Source organism: Caballeronia glebae, from assembly GCF_001545035.1.
GTDB classification, from domain to species: domain Bacteria; phylum Pseudomonadota; class Gammaproteobacteria; order Burkholderiales; family Burkholderiaceae; genus Caballeronia; species Caballeronia glebae.
Genome location: NZ_FCOJ02000022.1, coordinates 1 through 26,642 on the forward strand (window position 1 = coordinate 1; position 26,642 = coordinate 26,642).

Consider the following 26,642-nt stretch of genomic DNA (forward strand, 5'->3'; position numbering starts at 1 on the left):
GTAGAAGTCCATCGCCGTCTTCGGGATGAAGTTGAACACCGCCGACGAGTACACGGGCACGCCCAGCGCCTTGTACGCGGCTGCGTAGACTTCAGCCGTCGGCAGGCCGCCGAGGTACGAGAAGCGGTCGCCGAGGCGGCGGCGGATCGTCACCATGTTCTCGATTTCGCCGACGCCGTCCTTGAAGCCGATCAGGTTCGGGCAGTTTTCCGCGAGTTGCTCCAGCATGTCGGCGTTGAGCTTCGAGTTCGCGCGGTTGTAGATGATCACGCCCATGTTCGGCACGGCGCGGCACACCTCCTCGGCGTGCGCGCGAATGCCTTCCTGCGACGCTTCCGTCAGATAGTGCGGCATCAGCAGAATGCCTTGCGCGCCTTGGCGTTCCGCTTCCTGCGCGAACGCGATCGCCGTGCGGGTCGGGCCGCCCGCGCCGGCGAGAATCGGCACCTTGCCGCGGCACACTTCGGTGGCCGTCTTCACGATCTGCGAATATTCGGGTTGCGTCAGCGAGAAGAACTCGCCCGTGCCGCCCGCGACGAACAACGCCGAAGCACCGTACGGAGCCAGCCATTCGAGGCGCTCCGCGTAGGTATCCGCGCGGAAGTTGCCTTGTCGGTCGAAGTCCGTCACGGGGAAGGAGAGCAGGCCTTCGGAAACGATTTGCTTCAGTTCTTGCGGTGTCGTCATGGTGTGGTTGTGTCTCGTTGGTCAGCGACCGGCGGGTGCCGAGCTTATAGGTCATCGTACAACATGGCCGATCGTCGTTCAACCAATTTATATCAATGTAATCAACGGATACGGGTAAATACTAAGCAATTGTGACGTTCTATGTTGTAGGATGACATAACTCCAGCCGCCGCCGCGCGGCGTGATTGCCCAAGGATTCGTCAGAATGAATCAGTCCCCGCTCTATATTCGCGTCCACCCGGACGACAACGTCGCGATCGTCGTGAACGACGGCGGTCTCGGCGAAGGCGCCACGTTCGCCGACGGCCTCGTGCTGCGCGAGCGTGTGCCGCAAGGTCACAAGGTCGCGCTGAAGGATCTCGCGGAAGGCGAAGCGGTGATCCGCTACAACGTCGTGATCGGCTACGCGACGAAGGCGTTGCCGAAGGGAAGCTGGATCAACGAGCACGTCACCCGCATGCCGGCGTCGCCCGAGCTGCACGACCTGCCCATCGCTACCATCAAGGCGCCGGACGAATCGCCGCTCGAAGGCTTCACGTTCGAGGGCTATCGCAACGCGGACGGCTCGGTCGGCTCGCGCAACATCCTCGCGATCACGACCACGGTGCAATGCGTCGCGGACGTCGTGCAGCACGCGGTCACGCGCATCAAGGCGGAACTGCTGCCGCAATACCCGAATGTCGACGATGTCGTGAGCCTCGGCCACACTTACGGCTGCGGCGTGGCGATCGACGTCCCCGACGCGATGGTGCCGATCCGCACCGTGCGCAACATCGCGCTGAACCCGAACTTCGGCGGCGAAGTGATGATGGTGTCGCTTGGCTGCGAGAAGCTCCAGCCGGAACGCCTGATGCCGCCGGGCACGATTCCGATCGCGGCGGCATCGGCGGAAATGGAGAACGTGGCCGATATCGGCGACAACGCGCACGACGACAACGGCGGCACGGTCGTGTTGCAAGACGAAGCGCACGTCGGTTTCGGCTCGATGATCGACTCGATCATGCGCATGGCCGACACGCATCTGAAGCGCCTGAACAACCGTCGTCGCGAGACGTGTCCGGCGGCGGATCTCGTCGTCGGCGTGCAGTGCGGCGGCAGCGACGCGTTTTCCGGTCTGACGGCCAATCCCGCCGTCGGTTTCGCGACCGACCTGCTGGTGCGCGCGGGCGCGACGGTGATGTTCTCGGAAGTCACGGAAGTGCGCGACGGCGTGGCGCAACTGACGGCGCGCGCGGCGAACGGCGAAGTGGCGCAGGCGATCATCCGCGAGATGCAGTGGTACGACGATTACCTCAAGCGCGGCGGCGCGGATCGCAGCGCGAACACGACGCCGGGCAACAAGAAGGGCGGGCTGTCGAACATCGTCGAGAAGGCGATGGGCTCCATCGTCAAGTCGGGCAGCTCGACGATTTCCGGCGTGCTGTCGCCGGGCGAAAAGGTGAAGCAGAAGGGCTTGATCTACGCGGCGACGCCCGCGAGCGATTTCATCTGCGGCACGCTGCAGCTGGCGGCCGGCATCAACCTGCACGTGTTCACGACGGGACGCGGCACGCCATACAGCCTCGCCGAAGTGCCAGTGCTGAAGGTCGCGACGCGCTCCGATCTCGCGCGCCGCTGGCACGATCTGATGGACGTGAACGCGGGCACCATCGCGACGGGCGAGGCGACCATCGCCGATGTCGGCTGGGAACTGTTCCGCCTGATGCTCGATGTCGCAAGCGGCAAGAAGCAGACGAAGGCGGAGGCGTTGAAGCTGCATAACGCGCTCGTGCTGTTCAATCCGGCGCCTGTGACCTGATTCGAAGCGCGTGCTTCGCGATGCAAAATCGCCCCGCTTCGAGCGGGGCGATTCGTTTAAGTCCGCCGTTCGAAGCAACGCGACCGCGCGGATTACCCGCTCATCGGCTTCACGCAACGGGAATCGGATTTTCCGTCACGAACTGATTGAACTGCTCGACGAACGCGTGCTCGCCCGGCCCGGCGTTATCGCGCATCGGCTTCGCCACGTCGACCACGACTTCCGTCGTCGCTTCGGGCAGCTTCGCGATGACCTCGGCGATGAACGCATCGAGCGGCATGGCGCGCGGATCGCCGCTTTTGTGGATCAGGTCGGTATCGACCCACGGCGGCGCGATTTCGAGCACGCGCACGCTCGACTCGCGCAGCGCGAAACGTTGCGACATCGAAAACGAATGGATCGCGGCCTTCGTCGCCGAATAGAGCGCGGTCGCGGCGAGCGGCACGAACGCGAGCACCGAGCTGTTGTTGATGATCCACGAACTCGGCCGCGCCTTCAGATGCTCGACGAACGCGGCGCTCACGCGCACCGGGCCGAGCAGATTCGTTTCGATGAGACGCACGGCTTGTTCGTCGTCAAGCGTGCCGCCGGCATCGTCGAACGGCATGATGCCCGCGTTGTTGACGACGACATTCAGCACCGGATACTTCGCGATCAACTGCTTCGCGACCGCGCGAATCTGCACTGCGTTGTTGATATCGAGCTCGACCGTATCGATGCCCGGATTCGCGCTCGCCACTTCGTCGAGCAACGCACGGCGGCGGCCCGCGACGATCACCTTGTTGCCGCGCCGATGAAACGCTTCGGCCAGCGCGCGCCCGATGCCCGACGTGCCGCCCGTGATGAAGATGGTATTTCCCGTCATGTTCACGATGTCGATCCTTATCGCTCGATGGATGATTCAGGCCGCGTAGCGCGCGGCGGGCGTGTTCGTCGACAGCTCGGGCGACATCGCTTGCCGTGCCGCTTCATAGGCATCCCACTTCGCGCCGTCGTGCAGCGAGGGAATCGTCACGAGCTCGGAGCGGTCGAATCCGACGAGCGCCGCATCGACCAGATCGCCGGCCGACATCACGATCGCGCGGTCGAGATTCTCGATCGGCAGGCCGCCCGTTTCCCAGAACTCGGTGGCCGTCGCGCCGGGCAGCACGGCCTGAATGCGCACGCCCTTGCCCGATAGTTCGCTATGCAACGATTGGCTGAACGCAAGCACGAACGCCTTGGTGCCGCCATACACGCCGTTGAGAATCTCCGGCGCAATGCTGACGATCGACGCGATATTGATGATCGCGCCCTTGCCGCGCGCGACGAAGCCGGGCGCCGCCGCGTAGGCGAGACGCGTGAGCGCGGTCACGTTCAGATCGATCATGCGCGTCATCGCGTCGACGTTGCTGTCGAGCAAAGGCGTATGCGTGCCGATGCCCGCGTTGTTCACGAGCAGTGTGATGCTCGCGTCGTCCTTCAGCTTGGCTTCGACGACGGCGAGCGCGTCGCGGTCGTTGAGATCTGCGTCGAGAATTTCAACGCTGCGACGCGTTTCGTTCGTGATGCGCTCGGCGAGCGCGGCGAGGCGGTCGCGATTGCGCGCAACTAGAATCAGGTCGTAGCCGCGTCGCGCGAGGCGCTCCGCATAGACCGCGCCGATTCCGGAAGACGCGCCCGTGACGAGCGCCGTGCCAAGGTGTGTCTGCGTCATGATTTCACTCCGTCAGGAAACTGTGTTGATTGCGTGAGTGAATTCTCGGCCGGTTTGACGTTGGCGCAAATGACGTATATGGTAGTGATTCAGGACATCGCGCGAAAAAACGGAAACGGACATGCATCGGGTCGGCTACTTGTTGAGCGAAGGCTTTCAGGTCATGGCGCTTGCGTCGCAATCGGTGTTCGAGTACGCGAACCATACGGCGGGCGAAGCCTTCTACCGCATCGAAAATTATTCGACGACGGGCGGCGAAGTGCGCTCGTCGCTCGGCATGAAGATCGACACGCGGCCGATCACCCCGCGCACCGCAATGGACACGTGGATCGTGGCCGGCGTCAACACGCCGCTCACGACGCCGCCGCCCGCCGACGTGCTCGCGTTCCTGCGTCGCGCCGGCAAACGCGCGCGGCGCATTGCGGGCATCTGCACGGGCGGCTTCGTGCTGGCGGAGGCGGGGCTGCTGGCGAACCGCCGCGCGACCACGCACTGGGCCTACGCGCGCGAGATGCAGCAGCGCTTCGCGGATGTGCGTGTGGAGGAAGACCGCATCTTCATCGTCGATGGCCCGATCTGGACGTCGGCGGGCATGACAGCCGGACTCGACCTCGCGCTCGCGATGGTCGAGAAGGATCTGGGCGCGGACATCGCGCGCTCGGTCGCGCACAAGCTCGTGATGCATCAGCGTCGCGCGGGCGGGCAGTCGCAGCATTCGGAGATGCTCGATCTCGCGCCGAAGTCCGACCGCATCCAGAATGCGCTGAACTATGCGCGCAAGCATCTGAACCAACCGTTGACCGTCGAGGAACTCGCGGGCGAGGCGCATCTGAGTCCGCGTCAGTTCAGCCGCGTGTTCACGCTGGAGACGGGACAGTCACCGGCGAAGGCCGTCGAGGGTTTGCGGCTGGAAGCGGCGCGCCTGATGATCGAGAAGAGCCGCCATTCGCTTGAAACCATCGCGCAGGAAACGGGATTCAGAGACCGGCGGCATATGCGCGAGGCGTTCATGCGCGGCTTCGGCTTGCCGCCGCAGGAAGTGCGGCGCGAGGCGCGGGCCTCGGGCTGATACTCTGCTTTCTCACACACCACAACATCAAGGACAAGCCGTGTTGAAGATAAACCCCGCCCGTCTGCTCGACGACCTGCGCCATCTGCGCACCTTCGGTGCGACCGGCCCGGGCGTCGTGCGCCTGTCGCTTTCATCGGTCGATATGGACGCGCGCCGCTGGCTCGCCGGCCGCATGAACGAAGCGGGACTGAGCGCGACGATCGACGGGGTGGGCACGGTGTTCGGCCGGTCGCGCAACGCGGGCCCGGCGCTCCTGATCGGCTCGCATACGGACACGCAACCGACCGGCGGCTGGCTCGACGGCGCGCTCGGCGTCATCTACGGCCTGGAAATCGCGCGGGCGTTCGCCGAATGCGCGGACACGCGTCATCTCGCGGTGGACGTCGCATCGTGGATCGACGAAGAAGGAACGTTCTCGGGCTTTCTCGGCAGCCGCAGTTTCGTCGGCGAAAACGTGGATGAAGCCGTGTGCGGCGCGCGCAATCGCGAAGGCGTATTGCTCGGCGATGCGCTGAAGCGCGCCGGACTCATCGAAGTGCCGCGTGTGCGCATCGACAAGACGCGGCACAAGGCTTATCTGGAACCGCACATCGAGCAGGGCGGGCGGCTTGAGGCGAACGGCAAGTCGATCGGCGTGGTGACGACGATCGTCGGCATCCGCGAGCTGAAGCTGCGCTTCACGGGGCAGCGCAATCACGCGGGCACGACGCCGATGTCGATCCGGCGCGACGCGGGCGCGGCGCTCGTGGCGTTCATCGCGCGCATGGACGAGGCGTTTCGCCAGATCGCCGACGCCGATACGGTATGGACCGTCGGGCGCATCGAACTCGATCCCGGTTCGTTCAGCGTGGTACCGGGCGCGGCCGACATGTATCTGCAATTCCGCGACGCCAGCGCAGAGCGTTTGCGCGCGATGCAGGCCGCGCTCGACGCGCTTATCCGCGACTTCAACGCCGAAGGCAACATCAGCGTCGCCATGACGGACAGCGAGCCGCCCGAAGAACCCGTCGTGATGGACACAGCATTGCAGACGCATCTCGCGAACGCGGCGGAAGCGCTCGCGCCGGGCCAGTGGGAACGCATGCCGAGCGGCGCGTCGCACGATGCGCAGGTCATCGCGCATCATGTGCCCGCGTGCATGCTGTTCGTGCCGAGCATCGGCGGAGTGAGTCACGATTTCATCGAGGATACGGCGGAGTCGCACATCGTGTCGGGTTGCGAAGTGGCGGCGAGGGCGGCGGCGAGCATCCTCGCAAGCCTGCGAACGTAGTCGCGGTCGAAGGCCGCGCTCAGCCGATCTCCGCGATGTAGCGCTTCGCATCGCGCCACACGCCGAAGCCCGACGCCGGATTCATGTGGCCCACGTTACCGAGATCGACGAGCCGCGCGCCCCAGTCGCGCGCCATGCCTGCGACGCGTTCGAAGCGCGCAAGCGGATCGTCATGGCTCGCCGCGACCACGCACGGAAACGGCAGGCGCTCGCGCGGCGTGGGCAGCCATCCGTGCAGCTTGAGTTCGTCGGGCGTCGGATAGCCTTCGGGCAGCGGTGAATCGAAATCGGGCGGCGTGACGAGCAACGCGCCCTGAATTTCGCGACGATGCCGCCGCGCCCAGTGCACGGCAATCATCACGCCGGCGCTGTGCGCGACCAGCACGACCGGCCCCGCGATTTGCGACAGTTCCGCTTCGAGCGCTTCGACGCGCGCGCTGCGATCGAGCTTGTCGCGTTGCAGCGGCGGCACGGTGCGCACGTTCGGATGCGCGTTGGCGAAATGCGTCTGCCAGTGATCCTCGACGTGGTCGCGCAGACCCGGGACCATGAGAATCGTCGGCGCGTTCGGTGATGCGTTCATGCGGTGAATGTCCTTATCGACCGTTGAGCGTCGCGTCGATAATAAATAAGGTATCCGAATAAAATAACCTGGAAATGCCGGTACGTAACCGGCATCGAAAGTCAGAACGGCACGTCGCCGATGATTCCCGCGCGCTCCATCTTGCGATGACACGGCGGATAGTCCATCACCGCGTAGTGCTGCGTGCTGCGGTTGTCCCAGATGGCCATGCTGTTCTTCTTCCATCGCCAGCGCACCTGATATTCGGGGATATAAGCCTGGCTCAGCAGATACGCGAGCAACTGCCCCGCGCCGGGATTCGCGTCCTGCCCGAAACGCACGCGCTCGGGCGTGTGATAGTTGGTGAAGTGCGTCGCGAATGCGTTGACGAACAACACCTTCTCGCCGGTTTCCGGATGCGTGCGCACGACGGGATGCTCGGCATCGGGAAACTGCGCTTTGAGCGCGAGACGCTTCTCGATGGGCATCGCCGCGCCGAAGCTCGCCTCGATGCTATGCCGCGCGCGCAAATCGGCGATCTGCTCCTTCACATGCGCGGGCAGGTTTTCATACGCGAGCACCATGTTCGCCCACATCGTGTCGCCGCCTACCGGAGGCGTTTCCACGCAACGCAGCACGCAACCGAAGGGCGGAGCGACGCGCCATGTCGCATCCGTATGCCACGCGTTTTCGTAGCGATCGTTCGGCTGATCGGGCGACTTGTAGATGCGCACGAGTCCCGGATGCTCGGGATCGCTTCCCGCGACCGGATGATCCTCCAGTTCGCCGAAGCGGCGCGCGAACGCGACGTGGTCCGCGCGCGTGATCTCCTGATCGCGCAAAAAGAGCACGCGATGCGCGAGCAGCGCCGCGCGGATTTCGGCGAAGAGCGCGTCGTCGTGAATGGCGTCGGCGAGATTCACGTTCGTGAGTTCCGCGCCGATCGAGTAAGTGAGTTGTTCGATACGCATGATTTCTCCTCAGACGACGAACACGGACGAACCCGTGGTCTTGCGCGCTTCAAGATCGCGGTGCGCGTCCGCGGCATCGCGCAGTGCGTAACGCTGATTGATCTCGATGCGAATGCGCCCGCTCGCGACATGATCGAACAATTCCGCTGCGAGCGCGTTCTTTTCGGCCGGATCGGCGATGTAATCGGCAAGCGCCGGGCGCGTCAGATAAAGCGAGCCTTTCATCGCGAGCAATTGCGGATCGAACGGCGGAATCGGGCCCGATGCCGTGCCGACGCACACCATCAAACCGCGCCGCGCGAGCGAATCGAGCGATGCGTTGAAGGTCGTCTTGCCGACGCTGTCGAACACCGCGTTCACGCCACGGCCATCGGTCAGTTCGCGCACGCGCGCCGCGACGTCTTCGCGGCTGTAGTCGATCACGTGCGTCGTGCCGTGCTCGCGCGCCACGCCCGCTTTCTCTTCGCTCGATACCGTGCCGATCACCGTGACGCCGAGCAGCTTCGCCCATTGCGAAACGATCAGCCCGACGCCGCCCGCCGCCGCGTGCAAGAGCAGCGTGTCGCCGCGCTCGAAACGGCGGATGCGCGTCATCAGATACGCGGCGGTGAGGCCGCGCATCGTCATGGCGGCGGCGCGCGTGCAGTCGATCGCGTCGGGCAACTTGACGAGCGGCGCGGCGGAAATGATGCGCTCCGTGCTGTATGCGCCGAGCGTGTTAATGAACCCCGTGTAAGTCACGCGATCGCCTTCCTTCAGATGCTTGACGTTCGCGCCGACCTTCTCGACGACGCCCGCCGCCTCGACGCCCATGCCCGAGGGCAGCGGCACCGGATAGAGGCCGGAGCGGAAGTACGTGTCCGCGAAATTGAGTCCGACAGCCTCGTGACGCAGACGGACTTCGAGCGGGCCGGGTTCGCCCACGCCGACTTCTTCCCAGCGCAACACTTCGGGGCCGCCAGTTTCGTGAAAGCGGATTGCATGTGCCATTGTTTCGTCTCCTTGACTCTGTGAATCGTGTGTTTCGTGTGTTTCGTGTGTTGCGTTCAGCGCGCGAGCGCGTTCCAGTCGGCGTCGCGCAGATGACGGCGCGCGGCCGGCAGCACGACGCCTTCGATGCGTCCCATGCGTTCGCACGCGAAGCGCGCGCACGCAAGCAATGTGTCGTCGACGGCCTCGCCGTTCGCGATCGATCTCGCGACGCGCGCGAGACCGGCCGCTTCGCGCTCGGCGAGGCGCGCCAGTTCGTCGAGTTCGGCGTCGAGCGTGGATGTGCGCTCGCGCAATGCCGTCGTCAATGCGGTTTCTTCGCGATGTGCTTCGCGAAGACGATCGATCGTTTGCGCATCGGGTTGCGGCGTGCGCAGCGCGTCGTCGTAAGCATCCGAGCGCATGCGATGCACGGCGAGCAGCGCGCCGACCGCCTTCGCGACCATCGGGCGCGCGTCGCACGGGGCGATGAGCACGGCCGCGCCCGGCACGGACGGCGCCACGCTGCCCTGCGCGATGCACACCAGATCGAAATCGCGTGCCGTGTCGCCGTGCAGCGCGAGCACCGACGCCGGCACGCCCTGCGCCCGCGCTGCCGCTTCGGCGCGGGCGAGCAGCGCCGCGATGTGCCGATGCTGCGCTGCATCGTCGCTCGCGCCCGCATGCAGGCAGACGAACGTGATGCGCGCGCCGAGCGATCGCGCGAGCTCGGCCGCATGGCCAATCGCCTCGACGCTGGCGTCGCTGCGCTCGACGGGCACGAGCAGATGTCGGTACATGATGATCCTTCGGTTGGCGATTACACGGTTGATTGCATCGTAGTGCGGACGGCGCGAGCGCGCCCCTCTCGCGGCGGGAGGGGCTTGACGCGCGCGCGCCTTCCGAACCATCCTAGGTGGATTACAAAAAATTCCCGATGACCACCGACTCCCCCTCCACCGAACTCGTACTGAAGACGATGGCGCCGCGCGCGCCGGCCGGCCTGCTCGCGCGTGCGCGCCTGAACGCCGACACCGCCCGCAGCCAGATCGTGCTCGTGCAGGCGGGCGCGGGCTACGGCAAGACGTCGCTGCTCGCGCAGTGGCGGCGCGAGTTTCTGGCGCGCGGCGCGGCGGTCGCGTGGCTGCTCGCCGACGATCGCGACGACGCCGAGCGTTTCCTGCGCGCGCTCGTCCACGCGGTCCGCACGGGCTGCGCGCGGCCGTCGTTCGGGCGTCTCATCGCCGAAAGTCCGGGCGCGCCCGCCGGTGCGTTCGATCTCGCGACCGCGTGGCTCGCCGAACTCGCGCAGCTTTCGCTCGATGTCGTGCTGATCGTCGACGAAGCCGATCGTCTGCCGGACTCGGGCGCGCGCTTGCTCGATTACGTGATGCACAACGCGCCGCAAAATCTGCGCATCGTCGCGGCGGGGCGGCAAGGTCTCGACAAGCCGGCGGCGGAGTTGCTCGCTTACGGACAGGCCGCGCTGGTCGCGTCGGAGGCGCTGCGCTTTCGCGTCGATGAGACCATCGCGCTCGTCACGCAGCGCTTCGGCGCGCGCGTGGACGCCGATGCCTCGGCGCGCCTCTTCGAGATCACGGGCGGCTGGCCGCTCGGCCTGCAACTCGCGCTCACCGCGATGGCGCGCGCGCAAGACCCGCGCACGGCGCTCGACAATCTCGCTGCGGGTCCGCGCGGCTTGCGCGAGCCGCTGGTGGCGGCGTTGCTGAGCGAGCTTTCATCCGCCGACGAACGCCTGCTCGTCGATATCAGCGTGGTGGACGTGCTGCATCCCGATCTGTGCGCGGCCCTGACCGGCGACGCCGATGCGCCGCAACGCCTCGCGCGCCTCACCCGCGATACGCCGGTGTTCGTGACGGCGGAAGAGAGCGACTGGTGCCGTCTGCATCCGCTCGTGCGCGACGTGCTGCAAACGCGTTTCGCCGCGCTCGCGGACGATGAGCGGGCGCAGTTGCACCGGCGCGCGGCGCGCTGGCTCGGCGCGCGCGGCATGCTCGAACAGGCGGCGCGCCACGCGCATGCGGCGGGCGAGCGCGAACATGCCTACGAACTCGCGGAGCAGTCGCTGCACGACGCCGTGAAGCAAGGCCAGCTCGGCACCGTGCTGGACTGGCTGGAGCGTCTGCCGGAAGCGGAACTCGAAAAGCGTCCGCGACTGTGTCTTGCCGTCGCGTGGGCGCTTGCGCTGGGCGAACGTCATCATGAGGCGCAGCGTCAGGTCGAGCGCGTGCTCGCATCGCCGGGCGCGGACGACGCCTTGCGTTACGAATGCGCGCTGATTCTGAGCGCGGCCGAGTGGTACGCCGACGACCCCGACCGCTTCCTGACGCTTTTCGAGCCGTGGGCCGCGACGCCGCCGCCGAGGGATTCGTGGCTCGCGCAGGCGCACGCGAACCGCCTCGCCGCCCGCGCGATGCTGCTCGGCGAGCCGGCGCAGGCGCGGCGTCTGCAACAGGCGGTGACGCGCGCGCAGATCGGCAAGGGACTCGGCTATGTCGTGCGCTGGGGCGATCACATGGTCGGCCTCACGTGGCTGCAGGAAGGACAGGTGAAGCTCGCGGAAAGCGTGCTGCTGCCCGCGCTCGCGAGCGCCGAGGAAGACCTCGGCCGGCGGCATCCACTCACGTGCATGTTCGCGGCGACGTGCGCGTCGATCGCGTATGAGGACGATCGCATCGACGAGGCCGCCGCGCTGCTCGCCAATCGGCTCGACGTGCTCGAACGCGCCGCGTTGCCGGAGACGGTCGTGCTCGCGTATCGCACGGCGGCGCGCATCGCGGCATTGCGCGGCGACGAGCATCGTGCGCTCGATCTGCTGGAAATGCTCGACGCGATGGGCGTCGCGCGCAATCTGCCGCGTCTTTGCGTGACGAGCCTCGCGGAGCAGGTGAGCGCGCATGCCGGACGCTATCGCGCGCAAACCTGCGACGCGCTCGTCGGGCGCATCGACGAAATCGTCGAACGGCATATCGCCACGCGCGGGCCGATCTGGTGTCGATCCGTGCAGATGCTTCAGTCGATGGCGCACGGCAGCACGGCGCTCGCGCGGCAGGATTGGCGGGCCGCGATCGAACCGCTCGCGCGCGCGGAACAGATCGCCGCGACGATGAAGCGCGGGCGCGAGCGCATCGAGCTGATGGCCTTGCGCGCGTTCGCCCAAGATCGCGCGACCGGCGACGGGCACGCGCCGTTTCTCGAAGCGTTGAATCTCGCGCGCACCTATCACCTCGGCCGCGTGGTGATCGACGCGCATCCCGCGCTCGCCGACTGGGCGCGGCGCGTGAGCGAGGCGGGCGACGTGGGCCCCGGCGAGCGTCCGGTCGTGCCGCCGCATGTCGTGCGCGTGCCGCCGCGTTCGGGCGAGGGCGGCCCGCGCGCGTTGCCGAGCGTGATCCTCACGCCGAAGGAGCGCGAGATTCTCGAACTGCTCGCGCGTAATCTGAGCAACAAGGAAATCGCGCTCGCGGCGGCGGTCGGCGAGGGCACCGTCAAGTGGCATCTGAAGAATCTCTTCGGCAAGCTCGACGCCAGCTCGCGCAAACACGCGGTGCGCCGCGCCATCGCGCTTGGCCTTCTCGAAGGCGTGCAATAGCGCCTTTTTAAGCGCTTTCCGCAGGGTTTTCCCGCCTCTCGCGCAATCCCTACCCCTCTCTCCGTGAGAGGGGTTCGACGCATTCCCGATGCGTATTCTTGCCTCCTGACCCCGCGGCACTATCGCTACGCGGCGCACCCAAAACAAGATCGGGAGACTCGATGAAGTTCAGATTCGCCACTGCCGCGGGGCTCGTGCTGGCCGCCGGCGGCGCGCATGCGCAATCCACCGTGACGCTCTATGGCGTGCTCGACGCCGGCCTCATGTATCAGAGCACCTCGGCCGCGACTTTCGCGCACAACGCGCCGGACACGGGCAAGGTGTATCGCTTCAAGGACGGCGGCATTTATTCGAGCGTCTGGGGCCTGAAGGCAAGCGAGGATCTCGGCGGCGGCTACTTCGTCAACGTGAAGTTGCAAGGCTCGTTCGATGCGGGCACCGGCAAGGCCGGCCTGAGCGACACTCCGGGCGCGACCGCGATGTTCAATCAATACGCGACGGTCGGCGTGTCCGGCCCGTTCGGCACCTTCAACGCGGGCCGCCAGATCGTGCCGATGATCTGGGCGATGTACGACACCGACGTGCGCCGCGCGCAATACTTCGGCAGCGTGCTGACCGCGTGGCTCGGCATGAATACGGCGGCGGGCTGGCCGGGCACGAGCACCAACGGCTCGATCGGCGCGCTCTACGACAGCAACGCGCTCGTCTATCAGTCGCCGGTATACGCGGGCTTTTCCGCGTCGCTCGAATACGCGCCCGGCGGCGTGGCGGGCCAGTTTCAGGGCGGCACGCGCGAGTCGGCGGTGCTGAAGTATTCGAACTTCGGTCTCACGCTGTCCGCTGTCTACTACAACGGCCATGACGCGAATCCCGCGCCCGGCTCCGTGCCGACCGGTCTCAACAACAACCGCCTCATGTATTTCGGCGGTCTGTACACGACGCACGGCTTCTCGTTCTCGCTGTCCTACGCGAACGGCAAGAACCCGGCCGATTCGAACCGCGCGAACTACGACATGTACTCGGGCGGCCTCGGTTATCGCTTCGCGCCCGATCTCAACGTGACGACCGGCGTCTACTACATCAAGGACAAGAATCAGTCGTCGAATCATTCGCTGGAATTCGCCATCGGCGCGGAATATAACTTGTCCAAGCGCACGCTCGCGTATGCGGAAGTCGGCCACGTGAACAACAGCGGCACGATGAACCAGATGATCGTCTACGGCCAGCCGACCGCGCCGGGCAAATCGACTACCGCGGCCATGCTCGGCCTGCGCCATAACTTCTGAGATTTGGAGAGAAGGATGCAAGACACGAATATCGATCAGCACGCCGCGCCCGATGCGTATGCGTTCCCGTTGCTCATCAAGCAACTGCTGCACACGCCGCTCGCGAATACGCCGGATCAGGAGATCGTTTATCGCGGCGCGGTGCGGCATTCGTATCGCACGCTGGCCGAGCGCGTCGCGCGCCTGGCGAACGCCCTCGACGCGCTCGGCGCGAAGCATGGCGGCACCGTCGCGATGATGGACTGGGACAGCCATCGCTACCTCGAATGCTATTTCGCCGTGCCGATGATGGGCGCGGTGCTGCAGTCGGTGAACGTGAGGCTTTCGCAGGACGAGATCCTCTATACGCTCAACCATGCAGGCGCGGACATACTGATCGTGCATACGGATTTTCTGCCCGTGATCGACGCGATCAGAGCGCGGCTCGAAACTGTGCGCACGTTCATCTGGATCGATGAGCCGGGCGTCGACGTTCCGGAACACGGCATTGCGTTCGCGCGCGAATACGAAGCGATGCTCGCGGCGGCCGAACCCGTGCGCGAGTTCCCCGACTTCGACGAGAACACGCGCGCCACGACGTTCTATACGACCGGCACGACGGGCAAGCCGAAGGGCGTGTACTTCTCGCATCGCCAGCTCGTGCTGCATACGATTGCCGGCATGGCCGCGCTTGCGAGCCCGGCGAGCGGCCAGCGTTTTCATCGCGGCGATGTCTACATGCCGCTCACGCCGATGTTCCATGTACACGCCTGGGGCATGCCCTACATCGCGACCATGCTCGGCGTGAAGCAGGTGTATCCCGGCCGCTATGTGCCGCAGAACATCGTGAGGCTGATCGAGCAGGAAGGCGTGACGTTCTCGCATTGCGTCGGCACGATCCTGCATATGCTGCTGACGTGCCCGGATGCCGAAGCCGTCGATCTGCGCCGGTGGAAGGTCGTGATCGGCGGCGGTGCGCTGACCGAAGGGCTCGCGCGCACGGCGCTCGGACGCGGCATCGACGTGTTCTCGGGTTACGGCATGTCGGAGAGCGGGCCGTTGCTGAGCCTCGCGCAATTGCCGCCGCATGCGCACACGCTCGACGCCGACGAGCAAGTGCGGCTGCGCTGCACGACCGGCCGCGCGATACCGCTCGTCGATCTGCGTGTCGTCGACGATGACTTGCGCCAGGCGCCGCGCGATGGCCGCACGTGTGGCGAGATCGTCGCGCGCGCGCCGTGGCTCACGCAAGGCTATCTGAAGAATCGCGAGGCGTCCGCGCAGTTGTGGGACGGCGGCGCGCTGCACACGCAGGACATCGGCCACATGGATGCGGACGGTTATCTGCGCATCACCGACCGCGCGAAGGACGTGATCAAGTCGGGCGGCGAATGGGTGTCGTCGATCGAAGTCGAAAGCCTCATCTCGCAGTTGCCGGGCGTAGCCGAGGTCGCGGTGATCGGCGTGCCCGACGCGAAGTGGGGCGAACGCCCGCTTGCGCTCGTCGTGCGCAAGCCGGATTGCGATACGCCGGTCACGGAAGAAATGATCGCGCGGTATCTGCGCGGCGTGGCGGAAACCGGACGCATCTCGCGCTATGCGGTGCCGCGCGACGTGCGCTTCGTCGACGCGATCAGCAAGACGAGCGTCGGCAAGATCGACAAGAAGACGCTGCGCGCGCGCTTTTCCGATGCTCAGGCGGCGGACGTCTGAGCGTCGAGCCAGGCATCGACGGCGCTGCCTATCGTCGGATGAAAACACGCATCGGGAAAGATCGGCGTCAGTTCGAAACGCCTGAGCTTGTCGCGAACCGGGTCTTTCATCTCGGCGAAATGCAGCGCGATGCCGCGATCCTGCAACGCGCGATGCAATTCGCGCAGCATGTCGGCGGACGTGACATCGACGCTCGTGACCGGCTCGGCGGTCATCACGACGCGCTGCACGGGCGTCGGTGCCTGCGTCACCGCTTCGATCACGCGCTGCTGAAAAAGCTCGGCGTTCGCGAAGAATAGCGGCGCGTCCCAGCGAAACAGCAGAAGGCCCGGAATCTGTTCGGCGTGCGGATAGCGCTTCATGTCGTGATAACCGCGCAAGCCTTCCACGCGCCCGAGTACGGCGTAGTGCGGCCGCCATCCGTCCCATAGAAATTCGATGACCGCGATCACCACGGCGATGCAGATTCCCGGAATCGCGCCGAAGACCGCCACGCCGACGAAGCAGCAGATCGATAGCCAGAACTCCCATTGCTGAATGCGATAGATGCGCTTCAGATCCCTGAACTCGAATAGCCCGATAGCCGCGGCGATCACGACGGCCGCGAGCGCGCTGCTCGGCAGATGCCGCAGCAGATTCGGCGCCGCGAGCAGCACGGCCGCCACCGCCAGCGCGCCGACGATGCCCGTCACCTGCGTTCGCGCGCCCGCCGCTTCCGCCACTGGCGTGCGCGACGAACTGCTGCTGATCGGAAAGCCCTGAAACAGGCCGGTCGCGAGGTTGGCCACGCCGAGCCCGATCATTTCCTGATTCGGATCGACGCGACTGTTCGCGCGCGCGGCGAAGGTGCGCGAGAGCACGCTCGTGTCGGCGAAGGAGATGAGCGCGACGGTGCATCCGCCGAGCACGATGCGCACGAAGTCGGCATCGCTCAGCCATGGCAGCGAGAACGAAGGCAGTCCTTGCGGAATGGTTCCGAGCACTTTCACGCCCCGCTCGTCGAGTCGAAACAGGCTCACGCACAAGGTCGCGAGCACGACGGCGATGAGAATGCCCGGCACCTTCTCGAAGCGCTTGAGCAGAAGAATGAGCGCGAGACTCGCCGCGCCGACGGCGAAGCTATACCAGTTCGATTGTCCATCGGCGATGCCGTGGGCGAGGTTCACGACATCGCGCAACGGCCCATGATCCTCGATCGATATCGCAAAGAGCTTCGGCAACTGGCTGATCAACACTGTCAACGCGATGCCGTTCATATAGCCATAGCGAATCGGCTTGGATAACAATTCCGTGACGAAGCCGAGCTTCAGCAAGCCGAAGACGACGCACACGAATCCGGAGACGATCGCCATCATGCTCGCGACGGCGATCGCGCGCGACGGATCGCCCGATGCGCTCAGCACGACGATCGCGAGCACCGGCGCGGCGAGCGCGGAATCCGGGCCGAGCACGAGAATGCGGCTCGGGCCGAAGATCGCGTAGGCGATGAGCGGGACGATCGTCGCATAGAGCCCGCACACGCCGGGCACGCCGGACGCCTGCGCATAGGCAATGCCCACCGGCACGAGCATCGTCGTCAGAACGAGCCCCGCGACGATATCGTTCTTCAGCCAGCCCGCGCGGTAGTCCCTGAGCATCGCGATGCCGGGCACATGGCGCGTCCAGCCTTGCACGACGCCGCCCGCGCGTGATCTTCTCTGGACAGTTTGTTCGGATGACATGAGCGATCCCACGCAGCGTGTGCATTGATTCCGTTGTAGGCGGAATTGCATCGCGGTCAAGCGCCCGATACGAAACGTCGAGATCGCTATCCCATGAATATCCTGAAGCGCTTAATTTATGGCGCAGCGATGCGTACTCGCCCGGGCCGCTTGTAATCCACCACGCCTCACATATCCTTGCTCAGTGTGCCGAGGCGAAGCGGGAGACGACAATGGGCGATATTCCTGCAATCGCGCGCGATCATCCGGGCTATCGCACGCGGCCCGGCTCGCGCTTTCCGCTCGGCGCAACGGTCAAGTCGGGCGGCGTCAACTTCTGCGCGTTCTGCCCGCGCGCGACGCGTGTCGAACTCGTGCTGTACGCATCGGAAGAGAGCGTCGAGCCGTTTCAGGTTATCGCGCTGACGAGCGAAACGAACCGCACGTATCTCTTCTGGCATGTGTTCGTCGAAGATCTTCCGCTGCGCTGCTGCTATACGTGGCGCGTATGCGGCCCGCTCGACGTGCCGCAGATGAGCGACGAAGCCGCGAGCCGCAAGGAACTGGTCGATCCGCACGCGCGCGGCGTGAGCGACCGCTTCTATCATCGCGGGCAGGCTGCTGGCGCGCACGCCGTCGAACATGCGTCGATCAGGGGTATCGTCACCGAGCCGCTGGATCGTCCCGTCGATGACGTGGACATCCGCACGCTCGACGACGCGATCATCTACGAACTGCATGTCGGCGGATTCACGCGGCATCCGTCTAGCGGCGTGCGTCATCCGGGCACGTTCGCGGGTCTCATCGAGAAAATCCCTTATTTGAAGGCACTCGGCGTCACGCATGTCGAACTGCTGCCCGTGATGGCCTTCGACGAACAGGATCTTCCCGCCTTCGCTGCCGAGCGCGGGCTATGCAACTACTGGGGCTACAGCACGCATGGTTTTTACAGCCCGCATCCGCGCTACTGCGTCGAGCCCGCGCGCGCGCCGCAGGAGTTCCGCGAACTTGTCGATGCATTGCACGCCGCGGGCATTCAGGTGCTGCTCGATGTCGTGTTCAATCACACATCGGAGGCGGGCAGCAACGGACCGGTGATCCACTTCAAGGTCTTCGCCAACGACGCTTTCTATCAGACCGACCCGAACGATGCGCGCCAATACCTCGATTACACGGGCTGCGGCAACACGATCAATTGCAATCATCCGCTGGTGTCGGCGTTCATCATGCGCTGCCTCGAATACTGGGTGCGCGAACTCGGCGTCGACGGCTTTCGCTTCGATCTCGCGAGCGTCTTCGCGCGCGGCGCGCACGGCGAATTGCTGCGCACGCCGCCGTTGCCGTGGGCGATGGAAGCATCGCCGATACTCGCGCGCGTTCCGTTGATTGCCGAGGCGTGGGATGCGGGCGGGCTCTATCACGTGGGCGCGTTTCCGGGCATGGACTGGGCGGAGTGGAACGGACGCTACCGCGACGCGATCCGGCGCTTCGTGCGCGGCGATCCGGGCATGGTCGGCGAAGTGTGTACGCGCATCGCGGGCAGCGCGGACCTCTATGAGGACGATGGCCGTCTGCCCGCGAACAGCATCAACTTCGTGACGTGTCACGATGGCTTCACGCTTGGCGATCTCGTCAGCTATGACGCCAAGCACAACGAGGCGAACGGCGAGGACAACCGCGACGGCAGCAACGACAATCTGTCGTGGAATTGCGGCGCGGAAGGCGAAACGGACGATGCCGCGATCGCCGGCCTGCGTCTTCGGCAGGCGCGCAACTTCATCGCGATCCTGCTGCTGAGCCAGGGCGTGCCGATGCTGCTCGCAGGCGACGAACTCTTGCGCAGTCAGCGCGGCAACAACAACGCGTTCTGTCAGGACAACGCGCTCTCGTGGATGGACTGGAATCTTGCCGGCGACGCGCCCGACATGCTGCGCTTCGTGCGCGAGATGATCGCGCTGCGCAAGCGTCACGCGAGCCTGCGCCGCCGCCGCTTTCTGACGGGACGTCCCGCGCATGGTCAAATACATCCCGATGTCGCGTGGCACGGCGAACGTCTCGACGCGCCCGCGTGGCACGACCCCGGCGCGCGCTTCGTCGCGTTCACGCTCGCGGGGCACGCGCCGGACGAGCCGATGCTGCACGTCATCCTCAACATGAACGACGACGGTCGCGACGTCGCGTTGCCGGTTCCCGTCAATGGAAGCTGGCGGCGTATTGTCGATACGTCTGCTGAATCGCCGCGCGACATTGTGCCGGATTGCGAAACGGCGCTCGTTGAACGTGGCGCGTGCCGTGTCGGGGCGCGTAGCGTGATCGTGCTCGAATCGCGCTGAAACCGCACGGTGATGCTGGACTGCGCGACGCAAACCGACTTTAATGTTCGTGTACTGCCGAGTTGCTTTGTCCACCCACAGGAGGCGGAATGGATGCAGTCAGGACCTTTCTCGAAAATCAATCGCTATTCGCGCTCTTTCTGACAATCGCGCTGGGTTATCTGATCGGCGAAATCAACATCAAGGGTGTCGCGCTCGGGTCCGGCGCGGTGTTGTTCGTCGGGCTCGCGATCGGCGCATTCGCGCCGAAGTCCGCACCGCCGCCGTTGCTCGGCACGCTGGGGCTGCTGCTGTTTCTTTATGGCATCGGCATTCAGTACGGCGCGCAGTTCTTTCACGGGCTGACGAGCCGCGAGGGCATGAAGGCGAACATGGCCGCGTGCATCGGCGTAATCGCTGCGGGTCTCGTGTCCTGCGCCTTCATCCACTTCGGCATCAAGCTGGCCGACGCGCTCGGCATGTTCGCGGGCAGTGGCACCAGCACGGCGAGCCTGCAGGTCGCGATCGCATCGATGAAAAGCAGCGACGCGGCCGTGGCGTACAGTATTTCGTATCCGTTCGGCGTCGCCGGTCCGATCCTGTTCATCTATCTGCTCAACGTTGCGCTGAAGGTAAAGATTCAGAAGCCGCCCGCGAAGTTGATCGAAACAGCGGAGATCGCATTGCGAAACGCGAGCCTCTTCGGACTCACGTTACTGGAACTATCGAGCCGTCTGCCTTCGGGCGTGGCGATCGCGGCGGTGCGGCGCGCGCATCACAATCAGTTGCCTACTGCCGACCTCACGCTGCGCGCCGACGACGTGCTGCTCGCCACGAGCACCGACCGCCGTCTGCTCGATGAAGCCACCAGGCTGTGCGGCGAAGCGCAGCCGGGACGCATGTCGAGCCATCGCGAGGACCTCGACTATATGCGCGTGTTCGCGTCGAACCCGGCGGTCGTCGGCATGGCGCTCGGCGACATTCGCTTTCCCGATGGCGTGAACTGCGCGATCGCCCACGTGCGGCGCGGCGACGCGGACATGCTCTCGACACCCGATCTCATCCTCGAAGCGGGCGATCGTGTCGGCCTGCTCGTGAATCGCGCGCATCAGCCGGCCATGCGCACGTTCTTCGGCGATTCGATCAAGGGCACGGCGGATCTGAGCTTCATCTGCCTGGGCATCGGCGCGGCGGTGGGCCTCCTGGTCGGCGCGATTCCGCTGCCGATTCCCGGCCTCGGCGCGTTCAGCCTGGGACTCGCCGCGTTGCTGCTGGTCGCGCTGTGTCTGGGCAAGGCGCGGCGCAACGGGCCGTTCGTCTGGGTCATGCCGCTCTCGGCGAACCTCGTGTTGCGCAATCTCGGCCTCACGATTTTTCTCGCGCAAGTCGGCATTTCATGCGGGCCGAAGTTCGTCGCGACCGTGGGCACCGCCGGCCCGATTCTGCTGATCTACGGCATCATCACGCTGCTGGTTCTCGTGGCCGTCACGGCGGTGTTCTGCCTGTGGATCTTCAAGCTGCCCTTCGATACGTCGATCGGTGTGATCTGCGGCGCAACCGGCAATCCGGCGATCCTCGCGTTCGCCAATCGCATTGCGCCGACGGATAAGCCCGACATCATGTACGCGATGATTTTTCCGTCGATGACCATCGTCAAAGTGCTATTCGTGCAGATCGCCATATCGCTTGCCGCAGGTTAGGCTTTGTCCCAGCATGCCATCTGAATCTGGAAGGAGGACATCATGGAAGTGGCGATCTACAGTTCGACGCCTTACGAGCGCCAGTATCTCGATCAGGCCAACAAGGCCGAAAACCATAAGCTCAAATACCACGACATGTCGCTCGACATGGACACGGTCGAGCTCGCGGCGGGCTACGGCGCCGTCTGCATCTTCGTCAACGACACGGCCAATGCCGAGGTGCTCGAAGCGCTGCACAAGGGCGGCACGCGTCTGGTGGCGCTGCGCTGCACCGGCTTCAATAACGTCGATCTCGCCGCCGCCGCGAAGCTCGGCATAAGGGTGGTCCGCGTCGTCAACTATTCGCCGAACTCGGTGGCGGAACACGCGGTCGCGCTGCTGCTCGCGATCAATCGCAAGGTGCATCGCGCGTACAACCGCACGCGCGATTCGAACTTCTCGCTCGACGGCCTCATCGGTTTCGATCTATATGGCAAAACGGTCGCGGTGGTGGGAACGGGCAAGATCGGCTGCGTGTTCGCGAAGATCATGCAGGGCTTCGGCTGCGACGTCTTCGGTTACGATCCGTATCCGTCGAAGCAGTTCGAGGCGCTGGGGCTGAAGTATGCGACCGTGGGCGAGATCGGCGCGCGCGCGGACATTGTCGCGCTCTTTTGTCCGCTCACGCCGCAGACGTATCACATCATCAACTCGGAGACGCTCAAGCGCGCGAAGCCCGGCGCGTTGCTCGTGAATACGAGCCGCGGCGGGCTCATCGACACCGAAGCCGTGATCGAGGCGTTGAAGACCGGCCAGTTGGGCGGTCTCGCCATCGACGTCTACGAACAGGAGGCCGATCTCTTCTTCCGCGATCTCTCAAGCGAGATCATCAAAGACGATGTTTTTCAGCGGCTCGTCTCATTTCCGAATGTCATCGTGACAGGGCATCAGGCTTATCTGACGCGCGAAGCATTGACGACGATCTGCGAGACCACGCTTGAAAGCATCACGGCATTCGAGAAAGATCAACCTCTGGAAAACGAGGTGAAGGCCGGATAGCCGCGCTCATGCACGAGGAGAATTCGCCCGGCGCACGCGCGCGCGAGCCGGTGCTCGATACCGTCGACCGCGTGTCGGAGTTGTGCTTCGGCCTGTTCATGGCGCTGACCTTCGTCGGCACGGTATCGGCGGCGACGGGCGGCGAGGCGGCGGGGCGCAAGATGCTTTACACGGCGCTCGGCTGCAATCTCGCGTGGGGCCTCGCCGACGCCGTCATGTATCTCGTGCGCACGATCGCGGACCGCGCGCGCAGGCACGCGCTCGCGCTCGCCATTCAGCGCGAGCGCGATGCGGCCGCCGGCGTGCGCGCGTTGCGCGACAGACTGTCCGCGACGCTCGATCCGTTCATCTCCGACGACGACCTCGAATCGATACGCAAGCGCATCGCCGCGAGCGCCAGCCTGCCCGAGCGCGCGCGTTTCGTGCGCGACGATTTTCTCGCGGCGCTGGGCATCTTCATCATCATCGTGTTGTCGACGTTTCCTGTCGCCGCTCCTTTTGTTCTTGTCAAGCATGTGCCCACCGCTCTGCTGATTTCACGCGTGCTGACGCTCGCGATGCTGTTCTGCTGCGGCTTCGCGCTGGGCCGTTATGCGGGCTGGCGCGGCTGGAAAGCGGGTCTCGCGATGACAACCCTCGGCGTACTCCTGACGATGGCGATCATCGTCTTAGGCGGGTAATTAAAACCTCGCGTCGTTTGGCGAATCAGCGAATAAACACCTACGCCGCGATTCTTGAAATCGCTAAAGAGTTCGCATATCTTCGAATAGTATTCATTTGGCGCGGCCCGACGTCGGCGCGCATCAAGCTACAAACGGCACTACGAGAATAGAAACGCTGTTCTGGTCACAAGTTATTCGCGCATTCGATCCCTGAGCTTGGAGTGGTCTGTATTACCGACTATCGCGGCGCTGTATCAGCCGCGTCACGGCCTCATGCAGGTAAGAAACGATGCGTAATTTCATGAGCGTGCTTCTCGTCGCGTCCGTGCTCGCGTGCGGTGCGAACGTCTGCGCGCAGGCGCCGGCCGCGAGCGGCGCTCCGAGCGTTTCGATGAATCCGGCCGACCTGGACAAGCTCGTCGGCCCGGTCGCGCTATATCCCGACGATCTCGTTGCGATCATCTTGCCGGCATCGACGTATCCGATTGAAATCGTGCAGGCGGACCGATTTCTCGAACGCAGAAAGAGCGATAAGAATCTGCCCGTGAACGAAGCGTGGCAAGACTCCGTGAAAGCGCTTCTCAATTACCCGGAAGTGGTCAAGAAGATGAGCGTCGATCTCGACTGGACCGTCGCACTCGGCGAAGCGGTGGTGGCGGATCAGAGCGCCGTGTTGCAGGCGGTGCAGCGCTTTCGCCGGCAGACGCAATCGGTGGGCAATCTGAAGACCGATGACAAGCAGACGGTCGTCGTCGAAAAGGAAGTCATCAAGATCGTGCCGTCGAATCCCGAGGTCATCTACGTGCCGCAATACAACCCGACGACCGTGGTCGTGAGCAGTCCGACGCCTGTCTACACCTATGCGCCCGCGCCGTATCCCGTCTATTACTACCCGTATGCGCCGGGCGCGGCTTTCGCGACAGGTCTCATCTGGGGCGCGGCTATCACGGCGGCGTGGCACGGCGGGCACTACGAAACCAATTACAACGGCGGCAACAACACGATCAACATCAATCGCGAGGGCAATGTCAATCGCACCGAGGTGAAGAACGAGTTGAGCAATCGCGCGGCGAATCGCAGTGCATCGGCATCGCAGCAATCGAGCACGTGGCGCTCCGAGAAGAAGCCGGGGCAAGTCTCGGGCACGAACCCGCGCGCATCGGCGCAACGGGTCGGCGACGCGCCTGCGCGCGCGGGCAGCGGCAGTGCCGGCGCGGCGGGCGGCGGCACGCAACGCGCGGCCGCGCGCACGCCGACGGCCACGCAGAACACGCCGCGCGCGCAGAACCCCGGCAACTTTGAGGGACGCGGCGGCGATGCCTTCAGCGGTTACGGTTCGGCCCAGGGCGCACGGGCGGACAGCGCGCGCGGCGCGGCGAGCCGTCAGTCGATGTCGGGCGGACAAGGCGGCCGCAGCTTCCAGGGCGGCGGCGGCTTCTCGGGCGGAGGCGGCCGCGGCGGTTTCGGTGGCGGCGGCCGCGGCGGTGGACGTCGATAGGAGCCGCGTCATGAACATGTCGACTCGCATATTGGTTGCATTTGCAACTATCACGATGTTGCTCGCGCCCTTGCGCGTTCTCGCCGCGCAACAGCAGCAGACGTTCGCGACGCCCGAGGATGCCGTGAGCGCGCTCGCGCAGGCGCTGAAATCGAACGACGACGCCGCGCTCATCGCGATCTTCGGCAACGCGCACAAGCAGCTCGTCGTGACGCCCGACGAAGCCGAAAATCGCGAGTTGCGCGCCAACGCGCTTGCCGAATTCGAGGCGTTTCACATGCTGGAGGAAACGTCGCCGGACCGCCGCATTCTGCGTATCGGCGACGAAGCGTGGCCAATGCCGATTCCCCTCGTGCGCGAGCACGGCGCGTGGCGCTTCGCGACCGAAGAGGGCGAGCAGGAAGTGCTGGACCGGCGCATCGGTGCGAACGAGCGCGAGGCGATCAAGGTGTTGCACGCGTATCTCGATGCGCAACGCGAGTACGCGACGCGCGACCGCACGGGAGACGGCGTGCTGCAATACGCGCGCAAGCTCGGCAGTTCGCCCGGCAAGCGCGACGGACTCTATTGGCCCGCCGATGAATCGAAGGGCGAAGAGTTGAGTCCGTTCGGCCCGTTGATTGCCGCGAGCGCCAATTATTTCAAGGATCGAAACCCCGGCGACGCTTACCACGGATACTATTTTCGCATCCTGACGAAGCAGGGAAAGCACGCGCCGGGCGGCGCTTTCAGCTATATCATCAACGGGCGGATGCTGGCGGGCTTTGCGATGGCCGCGTATCCCGCGCAATACGGCGCGAGCGGCGTGATGACTTTCATTGTCAATAACAACGGCGTCGTGTATCAAAAGAATCGTGGTGCGTCCGCGCCGCCGCTGACGGAATTCGATCCCGATTCATCCTGGACCCGTGTGCAGGAGTTTTGAAAAATGAACGGGCGCGGATCTCGTGGAATCGACGAAATCTTGAATCGCTTGAACGCTCGAAACAGGCAAGGAGTCGCCATGAATGCAAACAGATTGCGTGCCGGTTGCGCCATCGTGATCACCGTGATCGCGCTCGACGCGCTCGCGCAGAGCAAGCCGATCGCTTATCCGGCCAAGGGGCAAAGCGCGCAGAAACAGCAAAGCGACGACGGCGCGTGCTATAGCTGGGCGAAGAGCAACACGGGTATCGACCCGGCCACCGCATCGGCGGCGCCGCCACCGCAAGGCGGACCGGCCGTCGGCGGCGGCGAGCGTGTAGGCGGCGCGGCGCGCGGCGCGGCGGGCGGCGCGGTGATCGGCGCGATCACGGGCGATGCGGGCAAGGGCGCGGCTATCGGCGCAACCGCTGGCACGATGGCCGGCGGCGCGCGCGCGCGGCAGAACAAGCGGGCGCAGGAAGCCAACGCACAGGCGCAGAGCCAGGGCGCGATGTCGACGTACTATCGCGCGTGGTCGGCGTGCATGCAGGGACGCGGTTACACGATTCAATAAGCTCATTGCAGCGTCGATAGAACAAGGAGCGCGATCATGAAACGCCGCAGCCTCGTTGTCTTGTCGTGTCTTGCGATTTCCGCAAGCGCATTTTCGGCCGGGCCTCAGGCGGACGTGAGCGTCGTGCAGAACCCGGACGGCGCCACGGTGCAGGGCGTCGCGAAGGTCACGGCGACCATCGTCGGCATCGATCCGGCGACGCGCACCGTCACGCTGAAAACGTCTTCGGGCAAGGTGATGGAACTGGAAGTCACGAACGAAGCGCGCAACTTCGATCAACTTGCACTCGGCGATGTCGTCAACGCGCAGTATCGCGAGTCGCTGACACTGAGTCTCCTCGACAAGAAGACGCAGCCGTCGCTCTCGGAGAACGACACGGGCCAGCGCGCGCCGGCCGGTGCGAAGCCGGGCGGCGAAATCGGACGCGAAGTGACGGTCATCGCCGATGTCATCGCCGTCGATCGTCATGCGAAGACTGTCACGCTACGCGGTCCGCGCGGCGAAACGGTGGAGCTGCGTGTACACGATCCCGAACGCCTGAAGCGCGTCAAGAAGGGCGATCAGGTGAAGGCCGTTTATACGGAAGCGTTCGCGATATCCGTGGAACCCGCCGTGACGAAATAAAGCGGCACGCAGCGT

Annotated in this window: 22 protein-coding genes; 14 read left to right on the top strand and 8 right to left on the bottom strand. The window is 65.0% G+C overall.

What is annotated here, in order from left to right; translation table 11 throughout:
• The coding region (locus AWB82_RS16625; RefSeq protein ID WP_086969056.1) for a 5-dehydro-4-deoxyglucarate dehydratase at positions 1-687 on the bottom strand (687 nt) is incomplete at its 3' end.
• Positions 688-892: 205 nt separating this feature from the next.
• On the opposite strand from AWB82_RS16625, the gene garD reads away from it, so the two are divergent.
• Positions 893-2,485, top strand: a complete 1,593-nt coding sequence (gene garD, locus AWB82_RS16630) for a galactarate dehydratase (RefSeq protein WP_086969058.1) — start codon at positions 893-895, stop codon at positions 2,483-2,485.
• Between the two features lie 109 nt (positions 2,486-2,594).
• On the opposite strand, the gene AWB82_RS16635 is transcribed toward garD, so the two are convergent.
• Together AWB82_RS16635 and AWB82_RS16640 are read right to left on the bottom strand one after the other, a co-directional pair.
• Positions 2,595-3,356 carry an SDR family oxidoreductase gene (locus tag AWB82_RS16635; RefSeq protein ID WP_086969060.1) on the bottom strand — a complete coding sequence of 254 codons (762 nt, stop codon included), beginning with the start codon at positions 3,354-3,356 and terminating at the stop codon, positions 2,595-2,597.
• A 30-nt stretch (positions 3,357-3,386) separates the two neighbouring features.
• Complete coding sequence (locus tag AWB82_RS16640) at positions 3,387-4,181, bottom strand: SDR family NAD(P)-dependent oxidoreductase (protein ID WP_086969062.1); 795 nt, start codon at positions 4,179-4,181, stop codon at positions 3,387-3,389.
• 121 nt (positions 4,182-4,302) lie between these two features.
• Between AWB82_RS16640 and AWB82_RS16645 the strand changes: the two genes are divergently transcribed.
• A complete protein-coding gene (locus AWB82_RS16645) occupies positions 4,303-5,250 on the top strand; it encodes a GlxA family transcriptional regulator (RefSeq protein ID WP_086969064.1) in 948 nt (315 codons plus the stop codon).
• A gap of 40 nt (positions 5,251-5,290) precedes the next feature.
• The gene (locus tag AWB82_RS16650) at positions 5,291-6,523 is read left to right on the top strand and encodes a Zn-dependent hydrolase (protein ID WP_086969066.1); all 1,233 of its coding nucleotides are present in this window, start codon (positions 5,291-5,293) and stop codon (positions 6,521-6,523) included.
• A gap of 19 nt (positions 6,524-6,542) precedes the next feature.
• Here the strand turns inward: AWB82_RS16650 and AWB82_RS16655 are convergent, their stop codons facing one another.
• From AWB82_RS16655 to AWB82_RS16670, 4 genes are all read right to left on the bottom strand, one after another.
• Positions 6,543-7,106, bottom strand: coding sequence for an RBBP9/YdeN family alpha/beta hydrolase (locus AWB82_RS16655; RefSeq protein WP_086969068.1), 564 nt, complete (start codon positions 7,104-7,106; stop codon positions 6,543-6,545).
• Positions 7,107-7,207: 101 nt separating this feature from the next.
• Positions 7,208-8,056, bottom strand: coding sequence for a TauD/TfdA dioxygenase family protein (locus AWB82_RS16660; protein ID WP_086969070.1), 849 nt, complete (start codon positions 8,054-8,056; stop codon positions 7,208-7,210).
• A gap of 9 nt (positions 8,057-8,065) precedes the next feature.
• Entirely contained in the window at positions 8,066-9,046 is a 981-nt protein-coding gene (locus AWB82_RS16665; protein WP_086969072.1) for a quinone oxidoreductase family protein, read from the bottom strand.
• Between the two features lie 56 nt (positions 9,047-9,102).
• Positions 9,103-9,825 (bottom strand): universal stress protein, encoded by a 723-nt coding sequence (locus AWB82_RS16670; protein WP_086969074.1) that lies wholly within the window; start codon positions 9,823-9,825, stop codon positions 9,103-9,105.
• A 137-nt stretch (positions 9,826-9,962) separates the two neighbouring features.
• On the opposite strand from AWB82_RS16670, the gene AWB82_RS16675 reads away from it, so the two are divergent.
• The 3 genes from AWB82_RS16675 to AWB82_RS16685 all read left to right on the top strand — a co-directional run bounded on the left by AWB82_RS16675 (position 9,963) and on the right by AWB82_RS16685 (position 15,616).
• Entirely contained in the window at positions 9,963-12,638 is a 2,676-nt protein-coding gene (locus AWB82_RS16675; RefSeq protein WP_086969076.1) for a LuxR C-terminal-related transcriptional regulator, read from the top strand.
• A gap of 161 nt (positions 12,639-12,799) precedes the next feature.
• On the top strand, positions 12,800-13,924 hold the full coding sequence (locus AWB82_RS16680; RefSeq protein WP_086969078.1) for a porin: 1,125 nt from the start codon (positions 12,800-12,802) through the stop codon (positions 13,922-13,924).
• A 15-nt stretch (positions 13,925-13,939) separates the two neighbouring features.
• Entirely contained in the window at positions 13,940-15,616 is a 1,677-nt protein-coding gene (locus tag AWB82_RS16685) for a fatty acid--CoA ligase (RefSeq protein ID WP_086969080.1), read from the top strand.
• Here the strand turns inward: AWB82_RS16685 and AWB82_RS16690 are convergent.
• Complete coding sequence (locus tag AWB82_RS16690; protein ID WP_086969082.1) at positions 15,598-17,337, bottom strand: SulP family inorganic anion transporter; 1,740 nt, start codon at positions 17,335-17,337, stop codon at positions 15,598-15,600. The genes AWB82_RS16685 and AWB82_RS16690 overlap by 19 nt on opposite strands.
• 212 nt (positions 17,338-17,549) lie before the next feature.
• Here AWB82_RS16690 and glgX point away from each other — a divergent pair, with 212 nt between their 5' ends.
• The 8 genes from glgX (at position 17,550) to AWB82_RS16730 (ending at position 26,627) form a co-directional block, all read left to right on the top strand.
• The gene (gene glgX, locus AWB82_RS16695) at positions 17,550-19,649 is read left to right on the top strand and encodes a glycogen debranching protein GlgX (RefSeq protein WP_086969084.1); all 2,100 of its coding nucleotides are present in this window, start codon (positions 17,550-17,552) and stop codon (positions 19,647-19,649) included.
• A gap of 89 nt (positions 19,650-19,738) precedes the next feature.
• Positions 19,739-21,328 carry an aspartate:alanine exchanger family transporter gene (locus AWB82_RS16700; RefSeq protein ID WP_086969086.1) on the top strand — a complete coding sequence of 530 codons (1,590 nt, stop codon included), beginning with the start codon at positions 19,739-19,741 and terminating at the stop codon, positions 21,326-21,328.
• A gap of 42 nt (positions 21,329-21,370) precedes the next feature.
• Positions 21,371-22,366, top strand: a complete 996-nt coding sequence (locus tag AWB82_RS16705; RefSeq protein WP_086969088.1) for a 2-hydroxyacid dehydrogenase — start codon at positions 21,371-21,373, stop codon at positions 22,364-22,366.
• A gap of 8 nt (positions 22,367-22,374) precedes the next feature.
• Positions 22,375-23,046, top strand: coding sequence for a VIT1/CCC1 transporter family protein (locus AWB82_RS16710; RefSeq protein ID WP_086969090.1), 672 nt, complete (start codon positions 22,375-22,377; stop codon positions 23,044-23,046).
• A 283-nt stretch (positions 23,047-23,329) separates the two neighbouring features.
• Positions 23,330-24,526 (top strand): DUF3300 domain-containing protein, encoded by a 1,197-nt coding sequence (locus AWB82_RS16715; protein WP_235023329.1) that lies wholly within the window; start codon positions 23,330-23,332, stop codon positions 24,524-24,526.
• Between the two features lie 10 nt (positions 24,527-24,536).
• The gene (locus AWB82_RS16720; RefSeq protein ID WP_086969226.1) at positions 24,537-25,451 is read left to right on the top strand and encodes a DUF2950 domain-containing protein; all 915 of its coding nucleotides are present in this window, start codon (positions 24,537-24,539) and stop codon (positions 25,449-25,451) included.
• 78 nt (positions 25,452-25,529) lie between these two features.
• A complete protein-coding gene (locus AWB82_RS16725; protein WP_096031433.1) occupies positions 25,530-26,003 on the top strand; it encodes a YMGG-like glycine zipper-containing protein in 474 nt (157 codons plus the stop codon).
• A gap of 36 nt (positions 26,004-26,039) precedes the next feature.
• On the top strand, positions 26,040-26,627 hold the full coding sequence (locus AWB82_RS16730) for a hypothetical protein (RefSeq protein ID WP_086969094.1): 588 nt from the start codon (positions 26,040-26,042) through the stop codon (positions 26,625-26,627).
• Positions 26,628-26,642 lie beyond the last annotated feature (15 nt).

Coding starts and splice junctions, on each gene's coding strand:
- AWB82_RS16690 (WP_086969082.1), bottom strand. CDS start 17,337: ATGTCATCCGAACAAACTGTCCAGAGAAGATCACGCGCGGGCGGCGTC.
- AWB82_RS16700 (WP_086969086.1), top strand. CDS start 19,739: ATGGATGCAGTCAGGACCTTTCTCGAAAATCAATCGCTATTCGCGCTC.
- AWB82_RS16680 (WP_086969078.1), top strand. CDS start 12,800: ATGAAGTTCAGATTCGCCACTGCCGCGGGGCTCGTGCTGGCCGCCGGC.
- AWB82_RS16665 (WP_086969072.1), bottom strand. CDS start 9,046: ATGGCACATGCAATCCGCTTTCACGAAACTGGCGGCCCCGAAGTGTTG.
- garD (WP_086969058.1), top strand. CDS start 893: ATGAATCAGTCCCCGCTCTATATTCGCGTCCACCCGGACGACAACGTC.
- AWB82_RS16705 (WP_086969088.1), top strand. CDS start 21,371: ATGGAAGTGGCGATCTACAGTTCGACGCCTTACGAGCGCCAGTATCTC.
- AWB82_RS16710 (WP_086969090.1), top strand. CDS start 22,375: ATGCACGAGGAGAATTCGCCCGGCGCACGCGCGCGCGAGCCGGTGCTC.
- AWB82_RS16675 (WP_086969076.1), top strand. CDS start 9,963: ATGACCACCGACTCCCCCTCCACCGAACTCGTACTGAAGACGATGGCG.
- AWB82_RS16670 (WP_086969074.1), bottom strand. CDS start 9,825: ATGTACCGACATCTGCTCGTGCCCGTCGAGCGCAGCGACGCCAGCGTC.
- AWB82_RS16655 (WP_086969068.1), bottom strand. CDS start 7,106: ATGAACGCATCACCGAACGCGCCGACGATTCTCATGGTCCCGGGTCTG.
- AWB82_RS16720 (WP_086969226.1), top strand. CDS start 24,537: ATGAACATGTCGACTCGCATATTGGTTGCATTTGCAACTATCACGATG.
- glgX (WP_086969084.1), top strand. CDS start 17,550: ATGGGCGATATTCCTGCAATCGCGCGCGATCATCCGGGCTATCGCACG.
- AWB82_RS16725 (WP_096031433.1), top strand. CDS start 25,530: ATGAATGCAAACAGATTGCGTGCCGGTTGCGCCATCGTGATCACCGTG.
- AWB82_RS16645 (WP_086969064.1), top strand. CDS start 4,303: ATGCATCGGGTCGGCTACTTGTTGAGCGAAGGCTTTCAGGTCATGGCG.
- AWB82_RS16685 (WP_086969080.1), top strand. CDS start 13,940: ATGCAAGACACGAATATCGATCAGCACGCCGCGCCCGATGCGTATGCG.
- AWB82_RS16640 (WP_086969062.1), bottom strand. CDS start 4,181: ATGACGCAGACACACCTTGGCACGGCGCTCGTCACGGGCGCGTCTTCC.
- AWB82_RS16660 (WP_086969070.1), bottom strand. CDS start 8,056: ATGCGTATCGAACAACTCACTTACTCGATCGGCGCGGAACTCACGAAC.
- AWB82_RS16715 (WP_235023329.1), top strand. CDS start 23,330: ATGAGCGTGCTTCTCGTCGCGTCCGTGCTCGCGTGCGGTGCGAACGTC.
- AWB82_RS16730 (WP_086969094.1), top strand. CDS start 26,040: ATGAAACGCCGCAGCCTCGTTGTCTTGTCGTGTCTTGCGATTTCCGCA.